Genomic DNA, 25229 nt, shown 5'->3' on the forward strand with positions numbered 1-25229 from the left:
CCGCCTGCCGCGGTGAGAGGTGGAGATGCGCCGAGTTCTCGGGGTCCCGCGCGACTACGCATGGGGCTCGCCGTCGGCGATCCACGAGCTCATGGGCAGCGAGCCGGACGGCGCACCGCTCGCCGAGCTCTGGTTCGGCGCACACCCCAGCGGGCCGGCCCCCACCGACGACGGCGCTACCGACGTGCGCGCGCTCATCGAGGACGACCCCGCCGGCACCCTCGGCCGCGACGTCCTCGCCCGCTTCGGCACCCGGCTGCCCTACCTGCTCAAGCTCATCGCCCCGCGCCGGCCGCTCTCCCTCCAGGTGCACCCCGACCTCGCGCGGGCCCGGGAGCGTTTCGCCGCCGAGAACCGCGCGGGCGTCCCGCTCGACGCCCCGTGGCGCAACTACCGCGACCCCAACCACAAGCCCGAGCTCGTCTTCGCGCTCACCACCTTCGAGGCGGTCTCCGGCTTCCGCGCCCCGCGGCGGGCCGCCGAGCTCCTCGCCGAGCTCGACGCCCCGCTCGCCCGTGAGCTCCATGCCACGCTGCTCAGCGACCCCACACCCGGGGGCATGCGCACCGCCTTCACCGCGCTCCTCGACCCGGCGACCCGCCCCTCGGCAGCGGAGGTGAGCGCCGTCGTCGCCGCGTGCCGGCAGCGGGTGGCGGACGGGTCACCCTCCCCCCGCGCGGACGGGATCGTCGTCCGGCTCGCGGAGGAGCACCCGCACGACCCGGGCGTCGTCGCCTCCCTGCTCCTCAACCCCGTGACGCTGCGGCCCGGGGACTCGCTGTTCGTCCCCGCGGGCGGGGTGCACGCCTACCTCTCGGGGATCGGCGTCGAGGTCATGGCCTCGTCGGACAACGTCCTGCGCGCGGGGCTGACGAGCAAGCACGTCGACGTCGCCGAGGTGCTCGACTGCGTCGACTACGTCGCCGCGCCGCCGATCCGGGTGGCGCCGGAGGTCTTCCACGGCGCCACGCGCGTGTTCTACGCGCCGGTGGACGACTTCGAGCTGTCGGTCACCACCCTCGCCGACGGCGACTGCACCGACGGCCCCCGACCACTGCCGGGCCGCGGCCCGCGCATGCTCGTCTGCCTCGACGGCACGATGGAGGTCGCGGGAGCCTCGGGCAGCCTCGTCCTGCGCCGCAGTGAGGCCGCCTTCGTCCGCGCCGACGACGGACCGCTCACCGTCCACGGCACGGGCACCCTGGTCCAGGCGGACGTCCCGTAGCACCGCCGACAGCACACCTCCGCGTCGGCGGTAAGTGCACTGTCGGCGATAAGTGTGCTGTCGGCGACAACTCTGCTGTCGGCGGTAAGTGTGCTGTCGGCGGTAAGTGTGCTGTCGGCGGTAAGTGTGCTGTCGGCGGTAACTGTGCTGTCGGCGGGCGGGGGCGGGTCAGCAGCTGCTGGCGAAGCGCTGGGTGTTGTAGACGTCGCCGTTGGCGGCCTGCGTCGTCCCCGCCGCGAAGTAGCGGTGCGCCGGGTTGAGGATGTTGGCACGGTGGCCGGCCGAGTTCATGTAGGCCTCGACGGCGGCGTCCGGGTCGTTCGCGTACCCGGGCGACCCGTAGAAGATGTTCTCGGCGGCGGCCACGCAGCCGGCGGCCCGGGCGTCGGCGCGGATCGTGTCGGCCGAGGCGTGCTCGAGCTCCCCCGTGCGGGCCATCCACTCGGAGTGGCGCAGCGCGCCGGCCCGCAGACCGGTCGAGAGCTGCATCGGGGCGACGCCCGCCGCGGCGCGCTCGGCGTTGACGAGCCGGAACATCCGCTCGTCGTAGGCCGTGAGCCCGCCCTGCGCCGGCGGCTGCTGCGCGGGCGCGTCCCGGCGCACGCCGAGGGTCGTGCTCCGGTCACCGTTCCAGTCACCGACGAGGACGGCGTCCCCGGCGCGGCCGAAGGCCGTGACGCGGTCGGCGGCACCGGCGCTGATCGTGTTCTTCACGTAGTAGGTGTTGCCGCGCCGCACCCCGAGGGAGTCGGTGCCGTCACCGTTCCAGTCGCCGACGATGACCTGGTCACCGGGGCGCCCGTAGCCGACGACGACGTCCGCGGCGCCGCCCCGCAGGGAGTTCTTCAGGTGGTAGACCTGGCCGCGTCGCACGCCGAGGGTGTCGACGCCGTCGCCGTCCCAGTCACCGACGATGACCTGGTCACCGGGGCGCCCGTAGCCGACGACGCGGTCGGCGGCGCCGCCCGAGAGGCTGTTCTTGAAGTGGTACACGCTGCCGCGCCGCACGACCGGGGTGTCGACGCCGTCACCGTCCCAGTCGCCCATGAGCACGGTGTCGCCCAGGCGCCCGTAGGCGACGACGCGCTGGGCCGCCCCGCCCGTGAGGGTGTTGGTGAAGTAGTAGGTGCTCCCGCGCCGGACGGCCAGCGTGTCGCTGCCGTTGCCGTCCCAGTCGCCGACGTACACGCGGTCACCGGCGCGGCCGTAGGCGAAGGCGCGGTCGGTGCGCCCGGCCCAGCCGTCGGACAGGTAGTACATGCTGCCCTCGCCGCCGACCTCCCCACCCTTGGCGGTGGCGGGCGCGCCGACGGCGAGCAGTGCGGCCGTCAGCGCAGCGGCCACGACTGTGCGGTGCGTTCTCATGCTTCCCCCATTCGCCGCCCGCGGCGGCAGCGGTCAGTGACCCTGCCCACCCTAGGTCGCCCGACGGCGCCCGGCACCCGGGCGGCCCCCGCCGCCGGGGCCGCTGCTCAGGCGAGCACCACGGGGGCGGCGACCGTCCACCGCTCGGCCCAGTGGCCGATGGGCTCGACGCCCGCCGCGCGCAGGGCGTCGTGGCCGAGCACGGAGTACGAGGGGCGCGGAGCCGGGCGCGAGAAGGCCTCCGCCGTCGTCTGCGCGACCATCGCGGGGTCCTTGCCCAGCGTGCGGACGATCTCCTCGGTGAAGCCGTGCCAGGAGACCGAGCCGCTCGAGGTGCCGTGGTAGGTCCCGGACGGTGCGTCGGCCGCGACCATCCGCAGGACGAGGTCGGCAAGGTCCGCCGTCCACGTGGGCTGCCCCACCTCGTCGGCGACGACGCTGAGCGAGTCGCGCTCGGACGCCAGGCGCGCCATCGTCTTGGGGAAGCAGGGGCCGTGCGCGCCGTACAGCCAGGCGGTGCGCACGATGAGGTGGTCGGGCGTCTCCGCCCGCACGGCCCACTCCCCGGCCATCTTCGTGCGGCCGTAGGCCGAGCGCGGCGCCGCGGCGGCGGACTCGGGGTAGGGCTGGGACGCGTCGCCGGCGAAGACGTAGTCGGTGGAGATCTGCACCATCCGCGCGCCCGCGAGGCGGGCGGCGCGGGCGAGGAGCTGCGGGGCGACGGCGTTGAGGGTGAAGGCCGCGCCCTCCTGCTCCTCGGCGTCGTCGACGGCGGTCCACGCCGCGCAGTTGACGACGACGTCGACGTCCCGCACCTGCTGCGCCACCGCGTGAGGGTCGGTGACGTCGAGCTCGCCGCGGTCCAGGGCACGCACGTCCGCGCCCTCCTGGCGCAGTCGTTCGCACAGGTCGGTGCCGAGCATCCCGCCGGCTCCGGTCACGATCCAGCGTGTCTCCGAGATCTTCACGCCCCCAGGGTAGTCGGCCGCCCGCGGGGTGCAGGACGGCCCCCGGCGGCGGCTACCCGAGCCGGCGGATGCCGAGGCCGTCGACGCCGTCGCCGTCCCAGTCGCCGGTGATGACCGAGTCACCCGGGCGGCCGTAGTCGAACACGACGTTGGCCTGGCCGCCGGTCAGCGTGTTGGACACGTAGTAGGTCCGGCCGCGGCGCACGGTGAGGGTGTCACCGCCGCGGCCGTTCCAGTTGCCGACGAGCACGATGTCCGAGGTGTGCCCGTAGGCGAAGACGCGGTCCGCCTTGCCACCGGCCATGGAGTTCTTCACGTGGTACTCCTTGCCGCGGCGCACGGTGAAGGAGTCTGTCCCGTTGCCGTCCCAGTCCCCGACGAGGATGTTGTCGCGCTCGCGCCCGTAGGCGATGACGACGTCGGCCGGTCCCCCGCTGATCGAGTTCTTCACGTGGTACTCGCGGCCGCGACGCACGGCGAGGGTGTCCACGCCGTCGCCGTTCCAGTCGCCGACGAGGACGACGTCGGTCGGCTTGCCGTAGCCGACCACCGCGTCCGGCGCCCCGGAGCCGAGAGTGTTGTAGAACTCGTAGCGGTTGCCGCGGCGCAGGGCGATCGTGTCGCGGCCGTCGCCGTCCCAGTCGCCGACGAGGACGCTGTCCATCGCGCGGCCGAGCGCGAACACGGTGTCGGCCGGCCCGCCGCTCGCGCGGTTGCGCAGGTGGAAGGTGCTCGTCCGCCCGCCGAGCGCGGCGACCTTCCGCTCGACGTCGTTGGTGAGGGCGGGGATGCGGGCGTAGATGTTGTCGCCCGGGCAGGTCGTGTCCTGGACGTCGCGGTGGGCGAAGATCCGCGGCAGCTGCTGCCCCTTGGGCCGCGCCCACGTCCCCGGGGAGACGAAGCCGCTGGCGGAGCGGACGTTGATCCCGGCGTCGGCGAACTTCCACGCGATGACCTCGGCCATGCGCGTGAGCGCGATGTCCGGGGCGCGCACGGTCGAGTAGTCGCCGAGCACGGAGATACCGAGCGTGCCGGGGTTGAAGCTGCGGGCGTGCCCGCCCTCGGGGATGAGCCCGTAGGGCGCGGCCAGGGAGCCGGTGCGCCCCTCGAAGACCTGGCCGTACTTGTCGACGAGGAAGTTGTAGCCGATGTCGCCCCAGCCGCGGGAGACCGCGTGGTAGTGGTAGATGCCGCGGACGATCCCGGCGGACTCCGCGCGGGTGTAGCTGTTCGTCCCGGCGGTGTGGTGGATGACGGCGGCCTGCAGCGGGTCGTACTCCGGCTGCCACGTCATGAGGGACTCGTCGGCCCCCCAGCGGGCGCGTGGGATGACGGCGGGGGCGCCGGCAGGCGCCGCGGCCGCGGTGGCGGCCGGTGCAGCGGCCGTCGTCGTGGCCGTGGCCCGCGCGCTCGTGGCCGACGCGGCCGTCGCGCCGAGGGCGGCGACGTCGTCGGGCGTGGTCGCCACCTGCTGCTGCTCACTCGGCTCGGCCGGGATGAGGTGGAGCTGCAGGTCCGGCGGGAGCACGCCGTCGCCGCCGCTGACGCGCACCTGCGCCCCCGTGGCCCGGCCCGCCACGTAGGGCTCGGTCCCCCCGCCGCCGCCCGTTCCGGCGTCGTCCGCCTCGAGCGGCGTCCACGGGGTCCAGGAGCCGTCGGTGAGGACGCGGATGGAGATCTCCTCCTCCGGCTGCTCCTGGCCCGACCACGTGATCCCGGCCACCGCGAACTCCGGGACGTCGAGCTCCTCGGTGACGACCGCCGTGCCGGCGGTCGGGTCGGCCACGGGGATGGCGAGCTCGCTCGCGGCGCCCGTCGAGTCCGACAGGGAGAGGACGGCGACGTCGCGTCCTCCCGGCTCCTCCACGCCCTGCGCTGCGGGCGCGAGCGCCCCGGCAGCGAGGAGACCGACGATCGTGCAGCACAGCGCAGTGCGTCCCCGTGTCATGCAGCGAATCTAACCCGGGACGGCGAGAGCGCCAGCCTGCGACAATTCCGGACCGAGGTCTCATCTTTCTCACACCTTCGCATGACTAGGGTGTCCCCCATGCAGATCTCGGTGATTGGTTGTGGGTACCTGGGTGCGGTGCACGCGGCGTCGATGGCGGAGCTGGGCCACGACGTCGTCGGCATCGACGTGGACGAGGCCAAGGTCGACTTGCTCTCCCAGGGCAAGGCCCCCTTCCACGAACCGGGCTTCGACGAGCTGCTCGGGCGCAACGTCGCCGCGGGCCGCCTGCGCTTCTCCACCGACTTCGCCGCCGTCGCCGGGGCCCGGGTCCACTTCATCGGCGTGGGCACCCCCCAGCAGGCCGGCTCCTACGCCGCCGACATGTCCCAGGTCAACGGCGCCGTCGCGGGGCTGCTGCCCCACCTGGCCGCGCACGACGACGGCCCGCAGCTCGTCGTCGGCAAGTCCACCGTGCCGGTGGGCACCGCCGCGGGCATCGCCGAGCAGGTCGGCGCCGCGGGCGCGGTCCTCGTGTGGAACCCGGAGTTCCTGCGCGAGGGCTTCGCGATCCAGGACACCATCTCCCCCGACCGCCTGGTCTACGGCCTGCCGCCCGAGCCGGAGGCCGCGCGCGTGGGCCAGGAGGTGCTCGACGAGGTCTACGACAACCTCATCACCACCCAGAACATCCCGCGCCTGCTCACCGACTACGCCACCGCCGAGCTGGTCAAGGTGGCGGCCAACTCCTTCCTGGCCACCAAGATCTCCTTCATCAACGCGATGGCCGAGCTGTGCGAGGCCACCGGCGCCGACGTCACCCAGCTCGCGCAGGCCATCGGCCACGACGACCGCATCGGCCACAAGTTCCTGCGGGCGGGCGTCGGCTTCGGCGGCGGTTGCCTGCCCAAGGACATCCGCGCCTTCATGGCCCGCGCCTCCGAGCTCGGCGCCGAGGAGGCCCTGGGCTTCCTGCGCGAGGTCGACTCGATCAACGACCGTCGTCGTGACCGTGTCGTCGAGCTCGCCACCACCGCCCTGGGCGGGGACGTGGCCGGCAAGAAGGTCGCCGTCCTCGGTGCGTCCTTCAAGCCCGACACCGATGACATGCGCAACTCCCCGGCCCTGGACATCGCCCACCGCCTGGCCGCGGCCGGCGCCCGGGTCACGGTCACCGACCCGCAGGCCGGCCCGATCCTGGCCACCCAGGACCACCACGACTTCACCATCGCCCCGAGCGCCGAGGACGCCATGACCGGCGCCGAGGTCACCCTCCTCCTCACCGAGTGGCGCCACTTCCGCGAGCTCGAGCCCACCGCCGTCGCCGGCCTGCCCGAGCAGCGCGTCATCATCGACGGCCGCAACGTGCTCGACCCCGCACGCTGGCGCGAGGCCGGCTGGACCTACCACGGCATGGGACGCCCCTAAAGTCGCCTGCGCGGTGGGCGGCTCTCTGTGACACTGACGGGGTGCCCGAGCTCCCGGAGGTGCAGGCTCTGGTGCAGGTGCTCGGCGCCCGCGCCACGGGCCGGGTGGTGCGCGCCGTCCACGTGACGTCCTTCCCGGCGCTCAAGACCTACGACCCGCCGCCGACGGCGCTGGTCGGGGCCACCGTCACGGGCGCGTCCCGGCACGGGAAGTGGCTCGACCTCACGACGACGACCGACGACGGCGAGCTCCACCTCGTCTTCCACCTCGCGCGGGCGGGGTGGGTGCGCTGGCACGCGACCGCTCCCACCGGGGTGCCCAAGGGCGGGAAGTCCGGGCTCGCCGCTCGCGTCGTCCTCGACGAGGGCGCCTTCGACCTCACCGAGGCGGGCACGAAGAAGAGTCTGGCCATCCACGTCGTCCGCGACCCCTCGGACGTCGAGCGGGTCGCGACGCTCGGTGTCGAGCCGCTCTCGGCCGAGTTCACGCGCGAGCGCTTCGACGAGCTGCTCGACGCGAGGAACCAGCAGGTCAAGGGACTGCTGCGGGACCAGGGCGCCATCGCCGGGATCGGCAACGCCTACTCCGACGAGATCCTCCACGCCGCGCGGATCAGCCCCTTCGCCCTCACCCGCTCCCTCGACGCCGACGCCCGCCACCAGCTGTACGGGGCGGTCGGCGGGGTGCTCGACGCGGCGATAGCGGCCGCGGCAGGCCGGGAGGCCTCCGAGCTCAAGGACGCCAAGCGGGCGGGCATGGCCGTGCACGGCCGCACGGGTCAGCCCTGCCCCCGGTGCGGGGACACGGTGGCCGAGGTGTCCTTCGCCGACTCCTCGCTGCAGTACTGCCCCACCTGCCAGACCGGCGGCAAGCGCCTCGCCGACCGCCGCATGTCCAAACTCCTCCGCTAGCCCCCTCCCACTTGCGCCGACAGCCGGATTCTCCGCGGGCGAGCGCCGGACAATCCAGCTCTCGGCGCTAGAAGAGGGCCCCCATGCGCCGACAGCCGGATTCTCCGGGCGGAGAATCCGGCTGTCGGCGGTGCTGTGGCGCTGCGGGTGCTGGGGGCGGGGGCCCTCAGAGGGTGACGGTGGAGCCGGTGTCGGCGGCCTCGAGGATGGCCTCGATGACCGTGAGCGTGTGCACGCCCTGGTCCATCGTCACGATGTCGCTGCCCTTGCCCTGGACGGCGTCGCGGAAGTTCTCCTGCTCCACGGCCAGCGGCTCACGCTTGGGCAGGGCGTAACGCATGACGTCGCCCTCGGTGACGCCGCGGAAGTGCGCCACCCGGTCCCACGTCGTCGGCACGGTGCCGTTGGCGTAGAAGGTGAGGTCCCCGCTCATCGTGTCGGCCACGAAGGCCCCGCGCTCGCCGGTGACGACCGTGCTGCGCTCCTTCATCGGCGAGAGCCAGTTGACGACGTGGTTGACGATGACGCCGGACTCGAGGATGCCGGTGGCCAGCACCATGTCCTCGTGCTCGCGGCCCGATCGGTGGGTCACCTGCGCCGCGACCTGCCGGTAGGGGCTACCGGCGATGAAGGCGGTGAGGTCGACGTCGTGGGTCGCCAGGTCCTTGACCACCCCGACGTCGGAGATCCGTGCCGGGAATGGTCCCTGGCGGCGGGTCTGGATCTGGTACACCTGTCCCAGCTCGCCGGCGGCGAGGCGGCGGCGCAGCTCGAGGATCGCGGGGTTGCAGCGCTCCACGTAGCCCACCGCGCCGACGAGGCCGGCGTCGGCGAAGGCGGCCGCCACCCGGCGCCCCGCCTCCACGGTGTGGGCGATGGGCTTCTCGATCATCGTGTGGACGCCGGCCGCGGCCAGCGCCAGGCCGACCTGCTCGTGGTACACGGTGGGCACCGCGACCATCGCCGCGTCGATCCCGGCGGCGATGAGCGCCTCGACGTCCGGCAGGACCTCCAGGCCGCCGGCCACGCCGTGGACGTCACCGGCCGGGTCGGCCACCGCCACGAGCTCCACGCCCTCGGTCGCCCGGATCACCCGGGCGTGGTGGCGCCCCATCGAGCCCAGGCCGATGAGGCCCATGCGGATCGGGCCGGGCTGCGTCGTCGTCGTCATCACGCACCCGCCCCGGCGACGGCGTTGACGCCCGCCACGACCCGCTCGAGGTCCGCCTGGGACAGCGAGGGGTGGACCGGCAGGGAGATGACCTCGCCGGCGGCGCGCTCGGTCTGCGACATGTCGACCGTGGGGACGAAGTGCTCGAGGGAGGACAGGCGGTGGGAGGGGGTGGGGTAGTACACCCCGGTGCCCACGCCGTGCTCCTCGCGCAGCGCGGTGACCATGCGGTCGCGCTCGGCGGCGTCCACGCGGATCGTGTACTGGTGGTAGACGTGCACCGCGCCGGCGGCCACTGGCGGCGTGGTCACGCCGCGGAGGTTCGCGTCGAAGAACGCGGCGTTCGCCTGCCGCTGCGAGGTCCAGCCGCCCAGCTTGCCCAGCTGCACGCGGCCGATCGCCGCGTGGATGTCGGTCATCCGCACGTTGAGGCCCACGACCTCGTTGGCGTACTGGCGCTCCATGCCCTGGTTGCGCAGCAGGCGCACCTGGCGCGCGACCTCCTCGTCGGCGCAGGCGACCATGCCGCCCTCGCCGGAGGTCATGTTCTTCGTCGGGTAGAGGGAGAACATCGCGAAGCGGCCCCACGTGCCCACGAGGCGCCCGTCCAGGCTCGCCCCGTGCGCCTGCGCGGCGTCCTCGAAGATCTCCAGCCCGTGCTCGGCGGCCACCGCGCCGATGCCGTCCATGTCGGCCGGGTGACCGTAGAGGTGGACGGGCATGACGGCGCGCGTCCGCTCGGTCACCGCGGCCGCCACCGACTCCGCCGACAGGCAGAAGCTGTCCGGGTCGATGTCGGCGAAGACGGGGGTCGCGCCGGTGAGGGCGACGGAGTTCGCCGTCGCCGCGAAGGTGAAGGACGGGACGATGACCTCGTCACCGGGGCCGATGCCCGCCGCGAGGAGCCCCACGTGCAGCCCCGCCGTGCCCGAGCTCACCGCCTGGCAGCGGCGGCCGTCCACGAGCGCGGCCGCGAACTCCTCCTCGAAGGCGGCGACCTGCGGGCCCTGCGCCACCATCCCCGAGCGCAGCACGGCGTCGACGGCGGCCCGCTCCTCGTCCCCGATGAGGGGCTTGGCGGCAGGGATCAGGGGCTGGTTCATTCGGTGACCTCGCACAGCTCGTCGTTCCGGATCTCGTAGCGCCGGCCGGTGGCCGGGCACAGCAGCTGGTCGCCGTCGGCCTCGAGCCGCCGGCCGGCGTGACCCACCCAGCCGATCTGCCGGGCAGGGACGCCGGCGACCAGGGCGTGGGCGGGCACGTCACGGGTGACGACGGCGCCGGCGGCGACCGTCGCCCAGGCCCCGATCGTCACGGGCGCGACGCACACGGCCCGGGCGCCGATGGCGGCGCCGGTGCCGATCGTCACGCCGACGGCGTCCCAGTCGTCGGCCGACTTGAGGGAGCCGTCGGGGTTGATGGCGCGCGGGTGGGTGTCGTTGGTGAGCACGGCCGCAGGGCCGATGAAGACGCCGTCGGCGAGCTCTGCGGGCTCGTAGACGAGGGCGTAGTTCTGGACCTTGCAGTGGCGGCCGAGGCGCACGCCGGTGCCGATGTAGGCGCCGCGTCCGATGACGCTGCCCTCACCGATCACGGCGCCCTCGCGGACCTGCGCGAGGTGCCAGACGCTGGCCCCGTCGCCGATGCGGGCGTCGGCCGCGACGTCGGCACTGTCGGTGATCCGTGCAGTCATGCATCCCTTCCCTGCTGCCGTGGCGCAGCGCTGCGGACAGACTAACGGAGCGGGCTCGGAGCCAGCGGGACCGAGGTCGCAGGCGCCCCCGCACCGCCCCGTGCGGGACGGTCCGCGCCGGGCTGCCACAATGGGGGCATGAGCACGACGCCGGTCACCGACGCGTGGCTCGTCGTCCCGCTCTACCAGGAGGCCGCCGTCATCGGCGACGTCGTCGCTCGGGCGCGGGCCACGTTCCCCTGCATCGTGTGCGTGGACGACGGCAGCGTCGACGGCTCGGCCGACCGCGCCCGGGAGGCGGGCGCCGTCGTCGTCCAGCACCCCATCAACCTGGGCCAGGGTGCCGCCCTGCAGACGGGCATCGAGTGGGTCCTGGACCGCACCGACGCCCGCTACCTCGTCACCTTCGACGCCGACGGCCAGCACCAGGTCGACGACGCCGCGGAGATGGTGCGCCGGGCCCGCGAGGAGGACCTCGCCGTCGTCTTCGGCTCCCGCTTCCTCGACCGGCGCACCCGCCCGGGGCTGCTCAAGCGCATCGTGCTCAAGCTCGCGGTGTGGGTGACCAACCGCTCGACGGGCCTGCGCCTGACCGACGCGCACAACGGGCTGCGGGTCATCCGGCGCGACGCCGCCGCGCGCGTCGACCTGCGCCAGGACCGGATGGCGCACGCCTCGGAGATCGTCGCGCAGCTCGGACGCACCGGGCTACCGTGGGCCGAGCACCCGGTCCACCTGCTGTACACCGACTACTCGCGCGCCAAGGGCCAGTCCCTGCTCAACTCGGTGAACATCCTCGTCGACCTCATCTTCCGCTGACCGCAGGAGCGTCATGTCCGACCAGATCGTCATCCAGGTTCTCCTCCTCACCGGGGTGAGCGTGGTTGCGGTGCTCCTCACCCGGACGACGGCGAACGCGCGGCACCAGGCGATCCGGCGGATCCTCCTCGTCGGCTTCGTCGTCGTCGCGGCGGGCTCGGTCGTCTTCCCCGACTGGCTGTCCTGGCTGGCCCGCCAGGTCGGCGTCGGCCGTGGCGCGGACCTCCTTCTCTACGGGCTCGTCATCGCCTTCCTCTCCTACATCGCCACGAGCTACCGCCGCATGAGCGAGCTCGAGCGGCGCATCACCGTCCTCGCCCGGGAGCTGGCGCTCACGCGCTCGCGGCTCGAGAAGGCCGAGGAGTCGACCGACCAGCGGGGCTGAGCCTGCACAAAGTCTCCACGCGCGCCCCACGGCGTCGCCGCCGCCTGCGGGTGGCGCGGCCCTATGATCGACACTTGTGTCCGCCCGTACCCCTCGTCATGCCTCCGAGCAGCGCCGGCCCCGCCGCCTCGCCCGCGGCGCCGGCCTCGCCGCGCTGAGCGTCGCCCTGTTCGCCGGCAGCAGCTTCGGGCTCGCGTACAACGACTTCCAGACCAACATCGAGCGCCACGACATCAACGAGTACCTCGGTGAGCGCCCGACGGCGGACGGCGAGGAGCCGGCACCGATCGACGCGGCCGCCGGCGAGGACATCAACATCGTCATCCTCGGCTCCGACACCCGCGAGGGTGAGGGCAACGAGGAGTTCGGCGCCCCCGAGGGCGGCGGCCAGCGCTCGGACACGACGATGCTCGCCCACATCTCGGCCGACCGGACGCGGGTGGAGATTGTCTCGATCCCCCGCGACGCCCTCGTCACGGTGCCCTCGTGCATGATGGCCGACGGCACGTGGACCGCGCCGCGCTACGACGCGATGTTCAACTCGGCGTTCTCCATCGGCGCCGGCGGCGGTGACCTCGGGACGGCCGCCGCCTGCACGATGCGCACGATCGAGGAGCTGACCGGGGTCCTCCTCGACGACTTCGTCATCGTCGACTTCGCCGGCTTCATCAACGTCGTCAACGCCCTCGGCGGGGTGCCGATGTGCATCCCCGAGCGGATCGACGACCCGCTCGCCGGGCTCCAGCTCGAGCCGGGCCAGCAGGTGCTCGACGGCCGCGACGCGCTCGGTTTCGCCCGCGCGCGGTACAACATCGGGAACGGCTCGGACATCGACCGCATCGGCCGCCAGCAGGAGCTCGTCGCGGCGATCGCGCGGGAGGCGCTGTCGAAGAACCTCCTCACCGACCTGCCCCAGCTCTACCGCTTCCTCGACTCGGCGACCCAGACGCTGACGACGGGCAGCCAGCTCGGCTCCATCCCCACCCTGGCCGGGCTCGCGTACTCGCTGCGCGGCATCGACCTCGAGAGCATCGTCTTCGAGACAATGCCTTTCGACTGGGCCGGGCCCCGCGTGCGCCCCTCCGCAGAGGCGGAGGAGCTGTGGGCGGCGCTGCGCGCCGACCAGCCGATCGAGGGAGCACTCACCGCGACCGGTGAGGAGCCCACCGAGGAGCCGACCGACGGCGGCACGGACGTGCCCGCCACCGAGGAGCCGCCCGTCACGACGGAGCCGGCGCCGACCCCGACGTCGATCTGCCCCTGAGCGCCTCCCACACGCACGGCAGCGGGCGCACTACATTGGCCCAGCACGGACAGTCGGGAGTGAGATGAGTCAGGACGGACCTCGGGCGCGTGGACGCCGGCCGCGGCCGGAGGAACCAGCCATGCCCCCGAGCTTCGCGCCCGGCGGAGCGGCTCCCCGACCCGACCCCCGCGGCGCGCGCCCCGTCGGTCCCGGCGGCGCCACCCGGCCGACCACCGCTCCCGAGCGCCGCTCGATCCACGCCGGCCAGGAGGCGCCCGCCCAGCCGCAGGCACGGCCGCAGGCCCGGCCCCAGCAGGGCGCCGCGCCCCAGCGGCCGGCCGCCTACGCCCCCCGCTCCGAGCAGGGCCGCCCGGCCACTCCCACGCGCGAGCCGCAGCGGCAGCCGGCCGCGGTGCCCGCTCCCGCCCCGCGCAAGCGGCGCCGTCGCGGACGGGTGGTGGCCGCCGTCGTCGTCGTCCTGCTCGTCCTCGTCCTCGCCTGGCCGGTGGGGCTGCTGCTGTGGGCCAACGGGCGGATCAACCACGTGAGCGCCCTGTCCGGCGCGGCGAACACGCCCGGCACGACCTACCTCCTCGCGGGCTCCGACTCGCGGGCCGACGGCGCCTCGCCCGACGGCACCGAGGGGCAGCGCTCGGACACGATCATGCTGCTCCACAAGCCCGAGTCGGGGCCGGCCGCGCTCGTCTCGCTGCCGCGCGACACCTACACCGAGATCCCCGGCCACGGGCCGGCGAAGCTCAACGCCGCGTACTCCCTCGGCGGGCCCGAGCTCCTCGTGGAGAGCGTCGAGGGGCTGACCGGCCTCACCGTGGACCACTACGTCGAGGTCGGGATGGCGGGGGTGCGCGACGTCGTCGACGCCGTCGGCGGCATCGAGCTGTGCCTCGACTACGACGTCAACGACTGGCGCAGCACGCTGGTCTGGGAGGCCGGCTGCCACCAGGCGGACGGCGAGACCGCCCTGGCCTTCGCGCGGATGCGCTACTCCGACCCCGAGGGCGACATCGGCCGCACCGAGCGGCAGCGGCAGATCGTCGCCTCGATCATCTCCACGATCTCCCAGCCGAGCACGCTGCTCGACCCGCGCGGCCACGTGGAGCTCATCGGCTCGGCGCTCGACGCGCTCGCCGTCGACGACGACACCGGCATCGTCGACCTCGGCCGCATGGCCCTGGCCTTCCGCTCCGCCACCGGCCCGGACGGGCTCATCGGCCCGCCCCCCATCGCGAGCTTCGACTACCGTCCCGGCAACGTCGGCTCGACCGTCCTCCTCGACCCCGACCGCGCGCCGGGCTTCTTCGAGCGGCTGGCCGTCGGCGAGCTCACGCCCGCCGACTTCGAGTAGCCGGTCTCAGCGGCGCAGGCGGGGGGCCTCGATCGCGGGGCAGGTGTCCATGACGACGTCGAGCCCGGCGTCCGTGGCGCGCCGGGCGGCGGCCTCGTCGACGACGCCGAGCTGGAGCCACACGGCCTTGGCACCCGCGGCGATCGCCTCGTCGACGACGGCGCCGGCGAGGGAGGAGTTGACGAAGACGTCGACGACGTCGATCTCGCCCGGCACGTCCGCGAGCCGCGCGTAGCCCTGCGCCCCGTGGACGGACTCCGCCCGCGGGTGCACGGGCACGATCTCCATGCCGAGCTCCTGGACGTAGGCGGCGACGCCGTACGCGGTGCGGGCCCGGTTGGCGGAGAGGCCGACGACGGCCCAGCGGCCCGGGGTGGTCAGCAGCCGCTCGATGACGGCGGGGTCGTTGCGGTGGCTCATGCCCGGCGCAACGCGGATGCGCTCACCGTCATTCCACCCCCCCGGCGCTCCCGCGCCGCTCACGCGCCGACAGCAGAGTTGTTACGGGAACAACTCTGCTGTCGGCGAGGAGGGGGTCGGTGCGGGGGCGGGGACTCAGCCGATGCGGCGGGGGCCGGCCTGCCAGGCCTCCCAGGCGCTGGCGATGATCTCGGGCAGTCCCTGCTGCGCCGTCCAGCCGAGCGCCTCGCCGATGCGGTCGGCCGAGGCCACGAGGCGGGGCGGGTCGCCCGCCCGGCGCTCGGCGAGGTCGGCCGTGACGTCCAGACCCGAGACCCGGCCGATCTCCGCGACGACCTCCGCGACCGAGGCCCCCTGCCCGGTCCCGACGTTGAACACCGAGGCCGGGCGCTCGTCCCGCTCGAGGTAGTCGAGGGCCGCGAGGTGCGCGTGGGCGAGGTCGAGGACGTGGATGTAGTCCCGCACGCAGGTGCCGTCGGGCGTGGGGTAGTCGTTGCCGAAGATCGTCGGCCGCTGCCCGCGGGCGAGCCGGTCGAGGACCATCGGGACGAGGTTGAGGATCGCGGGGTCGCCGAGCTCGGGCCAGCCGGCACCGGCGACGTTGAAGTAGCGCAGGCTCGCCGAGCGCAGCCCCCAGGCGCGCTCGGCGTCGGCGATGAGCCACTCCCCCACGAGCTTCGTCTCGCCGTAGGGGTTGATGGGCCGGGTGGCGGTCTCCTCGGTGAGGAGGTCGACGTCGGGCATCCCGTAGACGGCCGCCGAGGAGGAGAAGATGAGCCGGTTCGCGCCGACCGCCTCCATGGCGGCGACGACGTTGGCCAGGCCCGTGATGTTCTGCTGGTAGTACCAGGCCGGGCGCTGCACCGACTCGCCCACCTGCTTGCGGGCGGCGAAGTGGATGACGCCGTCGACCTCGCGCTCGCGCATGACGAGCTCGAGGCGCTGCTGGGCGTCCCCGGCCGCGACGTCGAGCTCGACGAGCGTGGCCCCCCCGATGCGGTCCGCGCGCCCCGTCGACAGGTCGTCGACGACGACGACGTCCTCCCCTCGCTCCAGCAGGAGCCGGACGACGTGCGCGCCGATGTACCCGGCGCCGCCGGTGACCATGATGCTCATGCGCTCAGGTTACCGGATCCCGCCCGCGCTCTACCAGATCCGAACAGCCTCGATCAGGCGGAGAAGCCGGGCGTGTGCTGGCGGCTCGAGCGCAGCCGAGCGCCCTTGGCCTGCGCCTGCGCGCGCAGGTTCGCCTGGAAGGCCGCCATGCGCTCCCGCAGCTGGAGGTCCGCCTCGGTCGTGCCGGCGGCGAGGATGCGGGCGGCGAGCAGGCCGGCGTTGCGCGCCCCGCCGATCGACACGGTCGCGACGGGCACGCCCGAGGGCATCTGGACGATCGACAGGAGGGAGTCCATCCCGTCGAGGTGCCGCAGCGGCACCGGCACCCCGATGACCGGCAGCGGCGTGACCGCGGCGAGCATGCCGGGCAGGTGGGCGGCGCCGCCCGCACCGGCGATGACGACCCGCAGTCCGCGCGCGGCGGCGTCACGGCCGTAGGCGATCATGTCCTCCGGCATGCGGTGGGCAGAGACGACGTCGACCTCGTGCGTGACTCCGAGCTCCGCCAGCGCGTCCGCCGCGCCCTCCATGACGGGCCAGTCGGAGTCCGACCCCATGACGATCCCGACGTCCATCCCGATCTCCCTCGCGCTCAGCGTGCCTGCGTGTCCTCGCCGCGCAGCAGCGCGACGGCGGTGCGTGCCTCGGCCCGGACGGACTCGAGGTCCTCACCGTAGACGGTGACGTGGCCGAGCTTGCGCCCGGGCCGCACCTCCTTGCCGTACAGCTCCACCCGCGCGCCCGGGCAGCGGGCCAGCACCTCGCCCAGCGCGGTCGACGGGTCCGCGAGCTCGCTGCCGAGGAGGTTGACCATGACGCTCACCGGCGCGCGCGGGTCCGTGGGGCCCAGCGGCAGGTCGAGCACGGCCCGCAGGTGCTGCTCGAACTGGCTCGTCGCGGCGCCGTCGATGGTCCAGTGGCCGGAGTTGTGGGGGCGCATCGCCAGCTCGTTGACGGCGATCCGCGACGTGCCGCCGTCGTCGTACTCGAACATCTCGACGGCGAGCACGCCGGTGACGTCGAGGCCCTCGGCGATGCGGGTGGCGACGTCGACGGCGGCGGCCGCGAGGTCGGCGTCGAGCCCGGGGGCAGGGGCGAGGACCTCCGCGCACACGCCGTCGCGCTGGATGGTCTCGACGACGGGCCAGGCGCGCATCTCGCCGCTTGGGCGGCGCGCGACGAGGACGGCGAGCTCGCGGGTGAAGGGGACGCGCTCCTCCGCGAGCAGGGCGTCCTCGCCGGTGAGGGCGTCGAGCCAGTCGCCGGCGTCCTCGGCGGTGGCGACGACGCGCACGCCCTTGCCGTCGTAGCCGCCGCGGGCGGTCTTGACGACGACGGGCCAGCCAGTGGCGTCACCGAAGGCGGTGAGCTCCTCGCGGGTGCGGACGGCGGCCCAGCGCGGGCACGGCACGCCGAGCTCGGTGAGGGCGGCGCGCATGACGATCTTGTCCTGGGCGTGGCGCAGCGCGTGCGGGCCGGGGCGTACGGCGACGCCCTCCGTCTCGAGCTGCCGGAGCAGCTCGCCGGGGACGTGCTCGTGCTCGAAGGTGAGCACCTGCGCGCCGGGGAGGATGCCGCGGACGGCGGCGTCGTCGTTGGCGCGGCCCACGGGGGCGTCGGGGACGACTTGCGCGGTCGATCCGTCCGGGGCCTCGACGAGCACCCGCAGGTGTACGTCGAGCCCGATCGCCGCCTGCTGCATCATGCGGGCCAGCTGCCCGCCTCCCACGACTGCCACGACTGCTGCCACGGTTGGCGAGCCTACTGCCCGGTAGGGTGAGGAGGTGACCTCGTCCCACACCGCGGCGGAGCTGCCCACGGGCAGCGACGGGGACCGCGAGGCCGTGGGCGCCCGCGCTGCCGCGGGTGCCAGGTGGCTGCGGTGGCGCCAGCGGGCGCTGGAGATGCTGCGGTTCGGGGCCGTCGGCGGGGTCGCGTTCGTCGTCGACGTCGGGCTGATGAACCTGCTGCGCTTCGGGCCCGGTGAGGTGCTCGGGGACAAGCCGCTGACGGCGAAGGTGCTCTCCGTCGTCGTCGCCACGCTCGTGTCGTGGCTGGGCAACCGGTACTGGGCCTTCGCGGCGTCCCGGCGGGAGGAGCGCGGGCGCGAGCTCGCGTGGTTCCTCCTCGTCAACGCCGGCGGGATGCTCATCGCGGTCGGGACGCTGGGGGTCTCGCACTACGTCCTGGGCTTCACCTCACCGCTGGCGGACAACATCGCCGCGAACGGCGTCGGCCTCGCCCTCGGGACCCTGTTCCGCTACTTCTGCTACCGCCACGTCGTCTTCACCGCGCGGTAGCCGAAACCCCACCCCCGCCGACGCACACTTACCGCCGACAGTACAGTTGCCGCCGAAAGTACAGTTGCCGCCGACAGCACAGTTGCCGCCGACAGCACAGTTGCCGCCGACAGCCGGATTCTCCGGGACGGGCACTCCCGACGGCTGGGCGGGCGTCACCGTGGACGCATGCAGGAATCCCGCTCTCGGCGACAAGTGCACGCTCGGCGACAAGTGCACTCTCGGCGATAAGTGTGCTCTCGGCGACAAGTGTGCTGTCGGCGGTAACTGTACTGTCGGCGCGTGGGGGCCGCGGGGGCAGCTACCAGCGGCGGCGGCGGCGGCCCATGCTGACGAGGGAGCCCTGCGGGAGGACGACGGCGGGGTCGAACGTCTTCGGGACCGCGGACAGGAAGATTGCGAAGACCGGCGGACGGCGCTGCGCGAGCTCCAGCCGTCCGCCGTCGGCGGCGACCAGATCGCGCGCCAGGGCGAGGCCGCGGCCGGTGCCCTTCCCGGCGGTGACGTAGCGCTCGAAGATGTCGGGGGCGAGGTCGTCGGACACGCCGGGCCCCTCGTCGGCGACCTCGATGACCACCCCGTGCTCGGAGGCCGAGGAGCGTGCGCTCACGGTCGTCGCGCCGGCGCCGTACTTGAGGGAGTTCTCCAGCAGCGTGGACAGCACCTGGGCGAGCGCACCGGGCGTCGCGAGGACCGCGAGGTCGCTGGACTCGGGCAGCACGAGCTCACGGCCGGCGGAGGCGAAGGTCGGCGCCCACTCCTCGGCCTGCTGGGCGAAGACGTCCTCGAGGCGCAGCGCCTCGGTCGTCCCGCCGCCCGCCTGGCGCGAGTTGCGCAGCAGGTCGTCGACGACGCCGGTGAGCCGCTCGACGAGCTCGAGGCTGATGCGCGCCTCCTCGGCGACGTCGTCGTCCGAGGCGATCGCCTGGATCTCCTCCAGCCGCATCGACAGCGCGGCCAGCGGCGTGCGCAGCTGGTGGGATGCGTCCGCGGCGAACTGGCGCTCGGCCGCGAGACGCCCGGCGAGGCGGTCGCCGGTGCGGGTGAGCTCGGCGGCGACGAGGTCGATCTCCTCGATGCCGGACCGGCGCAGGTGCGGCCGGACCTGGCCCGAGCCGATCTGCTCGGCGCTGGCCGCGAGGTAGATGAGCGGGGCGGCCAGCTTGCGCGCCTGGCGGCGCGCGACGAGCACGCTCACGCCCAGCGCGATGAGGGCGGCGACGACGACGAGCACGACGACCTGCACGACCATCCACTGCACCTCGGCCGCGCGGACCTCCATCCGGACCGTCGCGCCGCTGGGGGTCGTCTCGACGGAGCGGATGACCCGCCCCTCGATCGGGTCACCGGCCGCGAACTGCCGCCCGAGCGCGTCCTGGACGACGATCCGCGCCCCGAGGTTGCTGTCCCCGCCGACCCACGGCGAGAGCATCGCGTCGTCGAGCTCCTCGTCGTTGGCGATGCGCCGCTCGACGGAGCGGGCGAGCGAGGACGCCCGCAGGTCGAGCGTCGCCCGCTCGGAGTCCCAGATCATGAGCCCGCCGAAGACGGCGAGCGGCACCCCGAGGAGCAGGACCGCGACGGTGACCGCCACCAGCGTCATCGTCACTGCACGACGACGCACGCTGCCTCAGCCCTCGCCGGTGGTCTCGAAGCGGAAGCCCATGCCCCGCACCGTGGTGATGTAGCGGGGGTCGTTCGCGTCGTCGCCGAGCTTGCGGCGCAGCCACGACACGTGCATGTCGAGGGTCTTGGTCGACCCCGTGGGGTCCGACCCCCACACCTCGCGCATGAGCGCGTCGCGGGCGACGACGGATCCCGCCTCGCGCACGAGCACGCGCAGGAGCTCGAACTCCTTGGCGGTCAGCTGCAGCTCGCGGTTGCTCTGGAAGGCCCGGTGGGCGGCGACGTCGACGCGCACGTCCTGCGCGCTCAGCTCGTCCTCGTCGGTGACCTCGCCACCGGCCCGGCGCAGCAGCGCCCGCACGCGGGCGAGCAGCTCGGCCAGGCGGAAGGGCTTGGTCACGTAGTCGTCGGCGCCGGCGTCGAGGCCGACGACGAGGTCGACCTCGTCCGCGCGTGCGGTGAGCACGAGGATCGGGGTGGTCATCCCCTGGCTGCGCACCCAGCGGGCGACGTCCAGGCCGTCCATGTCCGGCAGGCCCAGGTCCAGCACGATGAGGTCCATGCCGGCCGAGTTGTCGATCGCCCCCTGACCCGTGCTGAAGGCCCGCACGTCGTAGCCCTCGCGCGTGAGTGCGCGGGCCAGCGGCTCGGCGATCGCCGGATCGTCCTCGACAAGAAGTACGTTGGTCACCCGGCCATCGTAAAGGGTTCTTCGAGACGGCGGGCCCGGTCCACACCGGCGCTTGACCCAGGCGGCGGCCCCGCCCGCGGACGCGGCGAGGCCCGCAGCCGCCCGGCTGCGGGCCTCACCGCCCCCATGGTCAGCCGAGGAGCTCGATCACCACCTCGGCCTGTCCGCGCAGGTCCTCGCGCGCCTCCGGCGTCAGGGTGTCGGGCCGCTTCGGGTTGTCCAGGTGCGTGACGAACCGGTCGAGGAACCGCAGCGCCTGGCTCTCGCGCCCACCGTCCAGCTGACGCGACGCCTGCTCGAGCGCGTTGGCCAACTGGGCGGCGATCGGTCCCGCCACGTTCCCCTCGGCGACGTGGTCCGCGAGGGACTGCTCGAGCCGGACGAGCCCGGAGACCGGGTCGGTCGGCGTGCCGTTGTCGGTGGAGAACGTGTGCGACCAGGTCGCCGTGCCGGTGAGCGTGAAGCCGGCCAGGGCGCGGGCCGTGACGGTCACGGTTCCCGCCCCCGGGTAGGTCCCGGGAGCGACGACGGCGTCGTCGACGACGTACTGGACGCCCGGGGTGCGCGGCACCGTGTAGACGTCGTCCGCGGTGCCGTCCTCGTCGGTGAAGGTGACCGCCTGCGGCGTCACCGACACCGGTCGGGTCCCCGGCTCACCGGGCTCGAGGCCGGTGAGGTACTCGAACCCGGTGGTCACGAACTCCTCGCCGCGCGGCGCGAGGTCGTACTCCAGGACGTAGTACGCGATGTCGGCGTGCTCCTCGGCCGCCGCGAGGATGCCCTGGAGGTCGACGTCGCCCTCACCGAGGTTGGTGAACGTCGGGTTCCCGGGTGCGTCGAGGTTGGTGGCGTCCTTGATGTGGAGCAGCTCGATCCGCTCACCGTGTTCCTCGAGGAGGGCCGGCACGTCGACCCCGGCGTCCGCGGCCCAGGCGACGTCGAGCTCGAAGGTCACGTACTCCGGGTCGGTCTCCGTGACGATGATCTCCCAGGCCGACATCTCCTCACCCTCGTGGGTGTAGGTGGTGGTGAACTCCCCGGCGTGGTTGTGGCCGAAGACCTTGCCCACCCCGGCCTCCACCGACCGCTGCCCCAGCCGGTCGAGCGTCTCGGCGGTGGCCAGCGTGTCCTCGTAGGACCCGATGCCCGGCGCCGCGAAGCCGCCCGAGCCGACGTACTCCTGGCCCAGCGTGCTCACGTAGTCGAGCGTGGCGTCGAAGCCCTCCTCCCCGACGTCGTAGTGCGACGACGGCACGGACAGGCCGACGAGGTCGGTGAGCGCCCGGAACTCCTCGGCCGTGTAGCCGGCGAAGTTGCCGCCGTACGGCTCGATGTTCTCCAGGCCGATCTCCGCCAGCCGGGCGAGCACCGGCTCGAGGCCCGCCTGCCCGACCCACGGGATGAGCGAGAAGAGCTGGACCGAGACCTTGTCCGCGGGGACGTGGACGGGCTCGACCGGCTCGTCGGTCAGCTCCTTGACCTGAATGTCGCGGTAGTAGACCGTCTCACCGGCGCCGTGGTTCTGGATGCCGATGAAGCCGGAGCTGAGGTCCCGGGCCGGGTCGGTGCTCGTGAAGTCGTTGACGAGGATCCCGTTGAGGTGGACCTGGATGGTGTCGTCGTGCACGACGATCTCGTAGCTGTTCCACGAGCCCACCGGGTTGAGCGCCTGCTCCACGGCCGCGGCGTCCGCGCCCTGGAAGGTGTAGATCGCACCGGTCGTGCGGTCCGCGGCGTCGGTCGCGTCGATCTGGATCTCGTAGCCCTGGTTGACGGCGACCCACGGGTCGTTGCCCGGGTCGGGGAACCCGACGAACACGCCGCCGTTGTCGTCCTTCACCAGTTTCCAGTCGAGCGTGAGGCTGTAGTGGTCCCCCAGCTCGTCGGGGTGCCACAGCAGGCCCATGCCGCCGGTCGTGCGCAGGGAGCAGTCGTCCCAGCGGCCGAAGGAGCCGGCACCGGCCAGACGCCAGTCGGCGAAGGTCTCGAGCGTGCCGTCGAAGAGGGCGGTGTAGCCCTCGTCCGGCGTCGTCGGCTCGCAGATGTCGGGGGCACCGACGGACAGGACGTCGAGGTTGACATGACCGTCGTCGCCCTCGTCGTAGCGCAGCGCGATCGTGTTGGCGCCCGCGTCGAGCTCGACGTCCCGGCTCACGGTCCCCCACGTCTTCCAGTCACCGAGGCGAGGCAGCTCCCACGGGCCGACCTTCTCCCCGTTGACGTAGAGCGACATCGTCTTGTCCATGTCCGACGGGTGCGGGCCGTTGGCGTAACGCAGGTGGACCGGGTGGGTCCCCGCCTCCTCGACGTTGACAGTGAAGCGCACCTCGGCGCCGACGTTCTGGATGTTCTGCGCGAAGCCGGAGCCGGAGTAGCCGCTGTGCTCGTCGTGGGTGTTCGCCCCGCCGAGCAGCGTGGCCTCCTCGGCCTCGTAGTAGCCGCGGTCGGCCGGCACCTCGTACCCGGGCAGCGAGTTGAGGGTGTACCAGGCCTCGGTGCTCCACAGCTCGTCCCCGTCCGCGTCCTGGAAGGGGCGCGGGGAGCGCAGGTGGACGACGTGCCCCGGCTCGAGGCCGTCGATCGCCAGCGTCACGGTGCGGCCGTCCGCGGAGACCTCCGCCTCGGTGACGGCGAGCGTCTCCTCCCCGACCTTCGGGCCGCCGTAGGAGGCGGTGGGCACGTAGCGCCACTGGGTGATGTCGTAGGCCTCGGCGATGCCGTCGGCCGTCTCCTGCGACAGGGGCTGGGTGTACTCGAGCTCGAAGCCGCCCTCGACGACCCGGACCTCCCTGATGTCGAAGGTGTCGTCGCCGACGACCTCGAGCTTCTGCAGGCCGTAGCGCAGCTTGCCGGACTCGCCCCAGTTGCCGGCCTCACCGATGCCGCCGACGTAGACGGCGCCGTCGGGGCCGACGATCGTGCGGTTGACGCCGGCCTCGAGGCCCGCGGTGTGGCGGAAGACGGCGCCCTGGTACTCGCCGTCGACCTCCTCGAGGAAGGCGCGCTGCAGGCCGCCGTAGGTGACGTCACCGAAGAGCATCTGGCCCGCGAAGGGGCCGTCGGTCAGCTGGAACGGGGCGCTGGGCGAGTTGCCGATCTCGTTCTGCGGCACCCACACCGCCGGCGGGGTCACCGGCTGGTCGTCGAAGGGCCCGGGCGGGTTGGTGTAGTGGTTGAAGAAGCGCCCCTCCTCGATGTGGACGAGCTTGGAGCTGGGCAGCCAGTCACCCTGGTTGTCCATGGCGAAGAGGTCGGTGCCGTCGGTGCCGCCCCAGCCGATGCCGTTGGGGGTGCGCAGGCCGCCGGCGATGTAGTCGACCTCGCCGGTCTCACGGTCGACGGCGATCGTCGTGCCGCGGTTCTGCGCCGGCTGCGGGTTGGTCGACGCACCGCCGTTGTTGATGGCGACCGACAGGTTGAGGTAGAAGTTCTCCTCGTCGTGGACGAGGCCGAAGGCGAACTCGTGGAAGTTGCCGCCGTCTGGCCACGTGGCGAACTTGCCCTCCGGGTACTCCGGGTTGCGGACGTAGTCGGCGGTCGCGGGGTCCTCGGCGGCCGGGTCCGGGACGAGCTCGGTGAGCCCGTCGCGCTCGGAGACGAAGATCGAGTCGCCGATGACGTCCACGCCCATGGGGTTGAACAGCCCCTCATGGACGAGGCGGTAGTTGACGTCCTCGGGCCCGTCGGCCTCCTGGACGCCGTCGAGGAGGTAGACCTGCCCGGTGTACGGGTCGGGCTGCCAGCCGCCCGGGCTCACCTGCCCGGCCGTGACGACGACGAGCTGCTCGCCGTCCTCGGTGAAGTCGAGCGCCGACACGGCGGGCTCGAAGCCCTCGGGGCGCAGGTCGACGAGCTCGTAGTTCGGGTTGACGTCGTAGAGGCGCAGCCCGTCACCGGGGGTGTCGGTCGCGCCCTCGCAGAACTTGACGCCGGGTGAGGTGACGCGGACGACGTCGGTCTCGGTGCTGAGGTTCTCGGTGGGGACGACGACGAACTCACTGCTGCCCGGCGGGCGCCAGGAGAGGGTGAGGCGCTGGTTGTAGGCGCCCTCGTAGTGCTCGATGCGCAGCGCGTGCGCACCGGCGCTCAGCTCCACGGTGGCCTCCACCGAGGTCGAGTCGTTGGGGCCGTCGTTCTCCAGGACCAGCTCGTCGTCGAGGTAGACGAGCGCGCCGTCGTCGTTGGTCACGCGCAGGCCGTAGCTGCCGTCCTCGGGGACGATGAGGTTGGCGGTCACGTGGGTGATGAAGTTGTCGGAGGCGCCGAACTCGGCGTCGGTGCGCCAGTCGATCGTCGGCATGACCTTGTCGACGTTGGGGGTCGTCGCCGAGCGCAGCGTGCACACGCTGCCCGGGTCCTGGGCCAGCTGGTAGGTCTGCAGCGTGACACCGGGCTCCTGCGGCGGGAGCTCGACGGCGGCGGTCGCAGGCGCCGCCAGGCCCGTCCCGACGACGGCGGCAGCGGCGAGCGCCGCGACGGCGCGCCGCCGTCTACGTCGGGCCGGCGCGGGCTGGCGGGTGGGCAGGACTGAGTGTCTGAGCATCGTTACTC

The 25229-nt window shown here is 73.3% G+C and carries 21 protein-coding genes; 8 read left to right on the plus strand and 13 right to left on the minus strand.

Annotation, left to right across the window (positions count from 1 at the left end; translation table 11 throughout):
- Positions 1-25: 25 nt before the first annotated feature.
- The gene (gene manA, locus AA0005_RS15690) at positions 26-1225 is read left to right on the plus strand and encodes a mannose-6-phosphate isomerase, class I (protein WP_413451065.1); all 1200 of its coding nucleotides are present in this window, start codon (positions 26-28) and stop codon (positions 1223-1225) included.
- Between the two features lie 168 nt (positions 1226-1393).
- Here the strand turns inward: manA and AA0005_RS15695 are convergent, their stop codons facing one another.
- From AA0005_RS15695 to AA0005_RS15705, 3 genes are all read right to left on the minus strand, one after another.
- Positions 1394-2590: a CAP domain-containing protein gene (locus tag AA0005_RS15695; RefSeq protein ID WP_413451066.1), complete on the minus strand. Its 1197-nt coding sequence runs from the start codon at positions 2588-2590 to the stop codon at positions 1394-1396.
- Positions 2591-2697: 107 nt separating this feature from the next.
- Entirely contained in the window at positions 2698-3558 is an 861-nt protein-coding gene (gene rfbD / locus AA0005_RS15700) for a dTDP-4-dehydrorhamnose reductase (protein WP_413451067.1), read from the minus strand.
- A gap of 52 nt (positions 3559-3610) precedes the next feature.
- The gene (locus AA0005_RS15705) at positions 3611-5506 is read right to left on the minus strand and encodes an N-acetylmuramoyl-L-alanine amidase (RefSeq protein ID WP_413451068.1); all 1896 of its coding nucleotides are present in this window, start codon (positions 5504-5506) and stop codon (positions 3611-3613) included.
- 99 nt (positions 5507-5605) lie between these two features.
- On the opposite strand from AA0005_RS15705, the gene AA0005_RS15710 reads away from it, so the two are divergent.
- Complete coding sequence (locus AA0005_RS15710) at positions 5606-6934, plus strand: UDP-glucose dehydrogenase family protein (protein WP_413451069.1); 1329 nt, start codon at positions 5606-5608, stop codon at positions 6932-6934.
- A 41-nt stretch (positions 6935-6975) separates the two neighbouring features.
- A complete protein-coding gene (locus AA0005_RS15715; protein ID WP_413451070.1) occupies positions 6976-7845 on the plus strand; it encodes a DNA-formamidopyrimidine glycosylase family protein in 870 nt (289 codons plus the stop codon).
- 166 nt (positions 7846-8011) lie between these two features.
- On the opposite strand, the gene AA0005_RS15720 is transcribed toward AA0005_RS15715, so the two are convergent.
- The 3 genes from AA0005_RS15720 to AA0005_RS15730 are packed head-to-tail and all read right to left on the minus strand — an operon-like array spanning position 8012 to position 10709.
- Positions 8012-9016 carry a Gfo/Idh/MocA family protein gene (locus AA0005_RS15720; RefSeq protein WP_413451071.1) on the minus strand — a complete coding sequence of 335 codons (1005 nt, stop codon included), beginning with the start codon at positions 9014-9016 and terminating at the stop codon, positions 8012-8014.
- Entirely contained in the window at positions 9016-10119 is a 1104-nt protein-coding gene (locus AA0005_RS15725) for a DegT/DnrJ/EryC1/StrS family aminotransferase (protein WP_413451072.1), read from the minus strand. Before AA0005_RS15725 ends, AA0005_RS15720 begins: the two co-directional genes overlap by 1 nt.
- The gene (locus AA0005_RS15730; RefSeq protein ID WP_413451073.1) at positions 10116-10709 is read right to left on the minus strand and encodes an acyltransferase; all 594 of its coding nucleotides are present in this window, start codon (positions 10707-10709) and stop codon (positions 10116-10118) included. The genes AA0005_RS15725 and AA0005_RS15730 overlap by 4 nt, the downstream gene beginning before the upstream one ends.
- 138 nt (positions 10710-10847) lie before the next feature.
- Here AA0005_RS15730 and AA0005_RS15735 point away from each other — a divergent pair, with 138 nt between their 5' ends.
- The 4 genes from AA0005_RS15735 to AA0005_RS15750 all read left to right on the plus strand — a co-directional run bounded on the left by AA0005_RS15735 (position 10848) and on the right by AA0005_RS15750 (position 14525).
- The gene (locus AA0005_RS15735; protein ID WP_413451074.1) at positions 10848-11528 is read left to right on the plus strand and encodes a glycosyltransferase family 2 protein; all 681 of its coding nucleotides are present in this window, start codon (positions 10848-10850) and stop codon (positions 11526-11528) included.
- A gap of 13 nt (positions 11529-11541) precedes the next feature.
- Positions 11542-11913 (plus strand): DUF2304 domain-containing protein, encoded by a 372-nt coding sequence (locus tag AA0005_RS15740; protein WP_413451075.1) that lies wholly within the window; start codon positions 11542-11544, stop codon positions 11911-11913.
- Positions 11914-11989: 76 nt separating this feature from the next.
- Positions 11990-13177 carry an LCP family protein gene (locus AA0005_RS15745; RefSeq protein WP_413451076.1) on the plus strand — a complete coding sequence of 396 codons (1188 nt, stop codon included), beginning with the start codon at positions 11990-11992 and terminating at the stop codon, positions 13175-13177.
- A gap of 121 nt (positions 13178-13298) precedes the next feature.
- Complete coding sequence (locus tag AA0005_RS15750; RefSeq protein WP_413451077.1) at positions 13299-14525, plus strand: LCP family protein; 1227 nt, start codon at positions 13299-13301, stop codon at positions 14523-14525.
- Between the two features lie 6 nt (positions 14526-14531).
- On the opposite strand, the gene AA0005_RS15755 is transcribed toward AA0005_RS15750, so the two are convergent.
- The 4 genes from AA0005_RS15755 to AA0005_RS15770 all read right to left on the minus strand — a co-directional run bounded on the left by AA0005_RS15755 (position 14532) and on the right by AA0005_RS15770 (position 17811).
- Positions 14532-14945, minus strand: coding sequence for a CoA-binding protein (locus AA0005_RS15755; RefSeq protein WP_413451078.1), 414 nt, complete (start codon positions 14943-14945; stop codon positions 14532-14534).
- 135 nt (positions 14946-15080) lie between these two features.
- Complete coding sequence (gene galE, locus AA0005_RS15760; protein ID WP_413451079.1) at positions 15081-16061, minus strand: UDP-glucose 4-epimerase GalE; 981 nt, start codon at positions 16059-16061, stop codon at positions 15081-15083.
- A 53-nt stretch (positions 16062-16114) separates the two neighbouring features.
- On the minus strand, positions 16115-16636 hold the full coding sequence (gene purE / locus AA0005_RS15765) for a 5-(carboxyamino)imidazole ribonucleotide mutase (protein ID WP_413451080.1): 522 nt from the start codon (positions 16634-16636) through the stop codon (positions 16115-16117).
- A 17-nt stretch (positions 16637-16653) separates the two neighbouring features.
- Positions 16654-17811: a 5-(carboxyamino)imidazole ribonucleotide synthase gene (locus AA0005_RS15770; RefSeq protein ID WP_413451081.1), complete on the minus strand. Its 1158-nt coding sequence runs from the start codon at positions 17809-17811 to the stop codon at positions 16654-16656.
- Between the two features lie 34 nt (positions 17812-17845).
- Here AA0005_RS15770 and AA0005_RS15775 point away from each other — a divergent pair, with 34 nt between their 5' ends.
- Positions 17846-18361 carry a GtrA family protein gene (locus AA0005_RS15775; RefSeq protein WP_413451082.1) on the plus strand — a complete coding sequence of 172 codons (516 nt, stop codon included), beginning with the start codon at positions 17846-17848 and terminating at the stop codon, positions 18359-18361.
- A gap of 301 nt (positions 18362-18662) precedes the next feature.
- On the opposite strand, the gene AA0005_RS15780 is transcribed toward AA0005_RS15775, so the two are convergent.
- The 3 genes from AA0005_RS15780 to AA0005_RS15790 all read right to left on the minus strand — a co-directional run bounded on the left by AA0005_RS15780 (position 18663) and on the right by AA0005_RS15790 (position 25221).
- Positions 18663-19964, minus strand: coding sequence for an ATP-binding protein (locus AA0005_RS15780; protein ID WP_413451083.1), 1302 nt, complete (start codon positions 19962-19964; stop codon positions 18663-18665).
- Positions 19965-19991: 27 nt separating this feature from the next.
- Positions 19992-20678: a response regulator transcription factor gene (locus tag AA0005_RS15785; RefSeq protein ID WP_413451084.1), complete on the minus strand. Its 687-nt coding sequence runs from the start codon at positions 20676-20678 to the stop codon at positions 19992-19994.
- Between the two features lie 130 nt (positions 20679-20808).
- Complete coding sequence (locus tag AA0005_RS15790; protein ID WP_413451085.1) at positions 20809-25221, minus strand: family 16 glycoside hydrolase; 4413 nt, start codon at positions 25219-25221, stop codon at positions 20809-20811.
- Positions 25222-25229 lie beyond the last annotated feature (8 nt).

The organism is Georgenia phoenicis (assembly GCF_047302425.1).
Lineage (GTDB): Bacteria > Actinomycetota > Actinomycetes > Actinomycetales > Actinomycetaceae > Oceanitalea.

What these genes read in the sequence shown, in the direction of transcription:
- manA (WP_413451065.1), top strand. Translation starts at nt 26, where the DNA reads ATGCGCCGAGTTCTCGGGGTCCCGCGCGACTACGCATGGGGCTCGCCG.
- AA0005_RS15695 (WP_413451066.1), bottom strand. Translation starts at nt 2,590, where the DNA reads ATGAGAACGCACCGCACAGTCGTGGCCGCTGCGCTGACGGCCGCACTG.
- AA0005_RS15705 (WP_413451068.1), bottom strand. Translation starts at nt 5,506, where the DNA reads ATGACACGGGGACGCACTGCGCTGTGCTGCACGATCGTCGGTCTCCTC.
- AA0005_RS15710 (WP_413451069.1), top strand. Translation starts at nt 5,606, where the DNA reads ATGCAGATCTCGGTGATTGGTTGTGGGTACCTGGGTGCGGTGCACGCG.
- AA0005_RS15720 (WP_413451071.1), bottom strand. Translation starts at nt 9,016, where the DNA reads ATGACGACGACGACGCAGCCCGGCCCGATCCGCATGGGCCTCATCGGC.
- AA0005_RS15725 (WP_413451072.1), bottom strand. Translation starts at nt 10,119, where the DNA reads ATGAACCAGCCCCTGATCCCTGCCGCCAAGCCCCTCATCGGGGACGAG.
- AA0005_RS15730 (WP_413451073.1), bottom strand. Translation starts at nt 10,709, where the DNA reads ATGACTGCACGGATCACCGACAGTGCCGACGTCGCGGCCGACGCCCGC.
- AA0005_RS15735 (WP_413451074.1), top strand. Translation starts at nt 10,848, where the DNA reads ATGAGCACGACGCCGGTCACCGACGCGTGGCTCGTCGTCCCGCTCTAC.
- AA0005_RS15740 (WP_413451075.1), top strand. Translation starts at nt 11,542, where the DNA reads ATGTCCGACCAGATCGTCATCCAGGTTCTCCTCCTCACCGGGGTGAGC.
- AA0005_RS15750 (WP_413451077.1), top strand. Translation starts at nt 13,299, where the DNA reads ATGCCCCCGAGCTTCGCGCCCGGCGGAGCGGCTCCCCGACCCGACCCC.
- AA0005_RS15755 (WP_413451078.1), bottom strand. Translation starts at nt 14,945, where the DNA reads ATGAGCCACCGCAACGACCCCGCCGTCATCGAGCGGCTGCTGACCACC.
- galE (WP_413451079.1), bottom strand. Translation starts at nt 16,061, where the DNA reads ATGAGCATCATGGTCACCGGCGGCGCCGGGTACATCGGCGCGCACGTC.
- purE (WP_413451080.1), bottom strand. Translation starts at nt 16,636, where the DNA reads ATGGACGTCGGGATCGTCATGGGGTCGGACTCCGACTGGCCCGTCATG.
- AA0005_RS15780 (WP_413451083.1), bottom strand. Translation starts at nt 19,964, where the DNA reads ATGACGCTGGTGGCGGTCACCGTCGCGGTCCTGCTCCTCGGGGTGCCG.
- AA0005_RS15790 (WP_413451085.1), bottom strand. Translation starts at nt 25,221, where the DNA reads ATGCTCAGACACTCAGTCCTGCCCACCCGCCAGCCCGCGCCGGCCCGA.